The sequence below is a fragment of the Ideonella sp. P3_A4 genome, assembly GCF_056403075.1.
Map to the genome: position 1 here is coordinate 1 of NZ_JBFUGE010000596.1, position 3,628 is coordinate 3,628.

Below are 3,628 nucleotides of genomic sequence, written 5' to 3' on the forward strand. Positions count from 1 at the left end.
CCCGAATCGATTGCCGAGATCATCTTCAAGGCAGCGACCGACGGGACGGGGCAGGTGATGTACCTTGCCGGCCAGGATGCCGAACAAATCTACGGCCTGACGCGCAGCGCATCGGAGGCGCAGAAGTTGGCCATGGTGCGGCAGCACTCGGGCCTGTGAAATGCGCGCCGCCGCGTGACCTGAAATCAGATCAACAAAGGACCCGCCCATGACCGGCCGAACCGTCATCATTGCAGGCGCCACCGGCTTGGTGGGCAGAGAGATTCTCGAAGGCCTGCTGGCCGACCGAACCGTGGTGGCGGTGCACAGCCTCGGGCGCAGAGCGCCGGCGATCCAGCATCCCAAGCTGACGGCCCACGTCGTCGATTTCGCCGCATTGCCTGTGCTGCCACCCGCCGACGAGGTGTACCTGGCGCTGGGAACCACGATCAAGGTTGCCGGCAGTCAGGCCGCATTCCGTGCGGTCGACCACGACGCCAACCTTGCCGTGGCCAGGGCGGCGCTGGCTGCTGGCGCCAAGAAGGCGGGCCTGGTGAGCGCCATGGGGGCCGACGCCCACTCGAAGGTCTTCTACAGCCGCGTGAAGGGAGAGCTCGAGAACGCGCTGGCAAAGATGCCGTTCGAGGGTTTGGCCATCGCGCGCCCCTCCATGCTGGTCGGGAACCGCGAGGCCCTGGGGCAACCCACCCGGCGTGGTGAGGTGTGGGCGTTCGAGCTCGGGAAGGTGCTCGGCTTCCTGATCCCGGCGAACTACAAGCCGATCGAAGCGGCTGCCGTCGCCAAGGCTTTGCTGTCGGCGGTCCCGACCGCGAAGGGCAAGAAGGTCTTGCTGTCCGGCGCGATGCAGCAGCTTCAGTAGCTCGCCATGTCGAACGTCGGCATCACCTATGCCCGCATGATGATCCTCGCGGCTCGCCGTGCGCGCGGGCAGGCCGGCAAGGAACGGAGTGAACCGGATGCAAATCCCGGGGCCGGTCGCAGCCAGCCGCAAGGGATGAGTCACGCTGCTCTGCCGGCGACAAAGGATGTGTCACGACCGTACGCCGAGGCCATTGACGCGCCCGCTTGACAGCGGTCGCCGCTCGACGAAATAGGCGGACTCTCTGCAGCCTTACAGGGTGTCCGGCCCGATCTCGTATTGCACGGTGTCGGCCCAGACGGGCATGCCCTTGTCTTCTTCTTCCAGCTGGCCCATGGCCCAGAGGATCAGGTGCGCGATGGGCATGGGCTTGGCGAAGAAGAAGCCCTGCATCAGTTCACAGCCGGCCGCACGCAGCCAGGCGGCCTGCTCGGCCGTTTCCACGCCTTCGGCCACCGCTTTCAGGCCCAATCGACGCGCCAGCGCGATGACGCTTTCGGCCACGATCGTGGAGTCCTCGCGGGAGCCGAACATGGCGACGAACGATTGATCGATCTTGAGTTTGTCGACCGGCATTTCGACCAGGCGGCTCAATGAAGAGTAGCCGGTGCCGAAATCGTCGATTGCGAGTCGGAAGCCGCGCTTGGACAGACGCTCCATCAGCGTGACAGCCGTCTCCGTGGCGCTGATCAGCGACGACTCGGTCACTTCCAGTTCGAGATCCCGGGGCCCCAAATGCCAGTTGGCCAGCGTCCGCTCGAGCTTGTGCAGGAAGTCGGGCTCGATGAGCTGCCGCGGCGCGACGTTGACGCTGACGTAGGGCAAATGGATGCCGGCGCCGCGCGCCTGCGTCAGGTCGGCGCAGGCCATTTCGATCACCGCTTCGCCAATCGGCACGATCAGGCCGCTTTGTTCGGCCAGCTGGATGTACTCCTCCGGCCGGATCCGCCCTCGCAGCGGGTCGCTCCAGCGCAGCAGGGCCTCGACGCCACGCAAGCGCCCGGCCGCATCGACCTGGGGCTGGTACTCGAGATGAAACTGGCGCTTGCGAATCGCGTCGCGCAGGTCCGCGAGCATGCGATGGCGGGCGCGCATGTCGTGGCTGAGGGCTTCGTCGAAATGGCGGAACCTGCCGCGCGCCGTACGCTTGACCTCGTACATCGCAATGTCGGCGCGCTGCAGCGCTTCGACCCCGTCCTTGACCTTGTGGTCGAGCATCGCGATGCCGATGCTCATGCCCATCGTCAGCGACAGCCCGTCGGCTTCGATGGGTTGCGCCATGGCGGAGAGAAATCGCTTGGCTTGCGTCTCTGCGTCCGCCGGGGTGACGCCCGGCCCGAGCAGGGCGCCGAATTCGTCGCCGCCCAGGCGCGCGAGAAAGATGCCATTGCTGGCCGCCTCGAGCCTTCGCGACACGAGTTCGAGCATCCGATCGCCGAGCGTGTGGCCCTGGCAGTCGTTCAGACCCTTGAATCCGTCCAGGTCCATGTAGATCAGCGCTGACGGCTTGGCACCATGGGATGCCGCCTGAATCACGCCGTTCAGCGTCTGCTCGAAGGCTCTTCGGTTCCACAAGCCTGTGAGCCCGTCGCGCGTTGCCGCGTGGTGCAACTGGGCCTTGGCAGCCGCGATCTGGCGGCGATAGCGTCGAGAAGAAGCGGCCCAGGTGGCCACGCCGATGCCGGTGAACAGCAGCAGGAAGGCGAGGTCACGCCCGGTGTTGCTCAGTGCTTCGGCCAATGAGTAGCGGGCGACCAGAAAAGTGCCCGGGGCGGCATTGCTGCTGCGAACGCAGATGGAGTTCCAGCTGCCTGTGCTCGCACAGTCGAGCGCGTTGACGGTTCGCCGGTAGCTGGCCTGGCACTGCGAGTCGACACAGTACTGGGCCCAAAGAATGTGCTCGAACCGGCTGATCGACTGATGAAGAGATCGATCGTCGATCGGCTCGGACTGGTCCTTGAGCATGCTCAGAATCGAGTTCGCGTCGGCCTTGCCCTGAGCGCGCGCATCTCGAATGCCGTAGTAGAGCTGCTGCGAGCAGATCAACAAGGCCGCCATCAACGAGGCGACAAGCAGGGGCCACCACTTGCCCGCGTCACGTTCGGGCTGAGGGAAATGCATGCCGGTTCTCCGAGCAGTTGGATGAGCGAGGCAGATAGATCAACCCACCACACAACCGTGGGGCACGCACTGATATCGACTTGGCGCCTCGAGCCTGAAGGCCCGGCCCGCCGTTGAGAGGCTTGTTTTCGCCGCTGTCGGTAACGCCCCTCAGCGAGGACTCAAGGACTCCCTACAAAGTMAGGTGTCGGCGAGCCGGCGGCGACGGGCTCACCATGTGGCCCTGCCGGCACGCCAAGCGGCGAATCGCTCCACGAGCTCGGGAAAACTGGGCTCGGCAAAGCACTGGGGGTCGAAGCGATCCGACCCCTTCACGTGGCTGTCGTAGGTGCCTGCCGCACAGAAACGAAGCTCGCGCGAGCGAACATTGGACTTGTCCAGCTGGTTGCGAAACATCTGCAGCTTGAGCATGCCGCCGCCACCCGTGGCGTGCAGGCTCATCTTTCCCTGTGCGACCAAGACGGCTCGCCTGTCGTCGACCATGACCAGCGCGAACAGGTCGTCCTTTGCGGACACGTCTTGCACGAGCATCGCTCTCTTGAAGGCCTCGAGTTTCACCACGGATCTTTCCAACCCGTCGCACTCGACAACGTCGATGAGCTGAATCACGATGATCCAAAAATGCTGCAATGCAGCATACTCATGCAG

At 64.7% G+C, this 3,628-nt stretch carries 4 protein-coding genes; 2 read left to right on the plus strand and 2 right to left on the minus strand.

The window, feature by feature from the left end; translation table 11 throughout:
• The first annotated feature begins 208 nt into the window (after positions 1-208).
• The gene (locus AC1DYI_RS29565; RefSeq protein ID WP_477207691.1) at positions 209-859 is read left to right on the plus strand and encodes an NAD(P)H-binding protein; all 651 of its coding nucleotides are present in this window, start codon (positions 209-211) and stop codon (positions 857-859) included.
• 6 nt (positions 860-865) lie between these two features.
• Positions 866-1,069 carry a hypothetical protein gene (locus tag AC1DYI_RS29570; RefSeq protein ID WP_477207692.1) on the plus strand — a complete coding sequence of 68 codons (204 nt, stop codon included), beginning with the start codon at positions 866-868 and terminating at the stop codon, positions 1,067-1,069.
• A 42-nt stretch (positions 1,070-1,111) separates the two neighbouring features.
• On the opposite strand, the gene AC1DYI_RS29575 is transcribed toward AC1DYI_RS29570, so the two are convergent.
• Positions 1,112-2,980, minus strand: a complete 1,869-nt coding sequence (locus AC1DYI_RS29575) for a putative bifunctional diguanylate cyclase/phosphodiesterase (protein ID WP_477207693.1) — start codon at positions 2,978-2,980, stop codon at positions 1,112-1,114.
• Between the two features lie 210 nt (positions 2,981-3,190).
• Positions 3,191-3,628, minus strand: a 438-nt coding sequence (locus AC1DYI_RS29580) for a hypothetical protein (RefSeq protein ID WP_477207694.1), incomplete at its 5' end; no start/stop codon positions are given.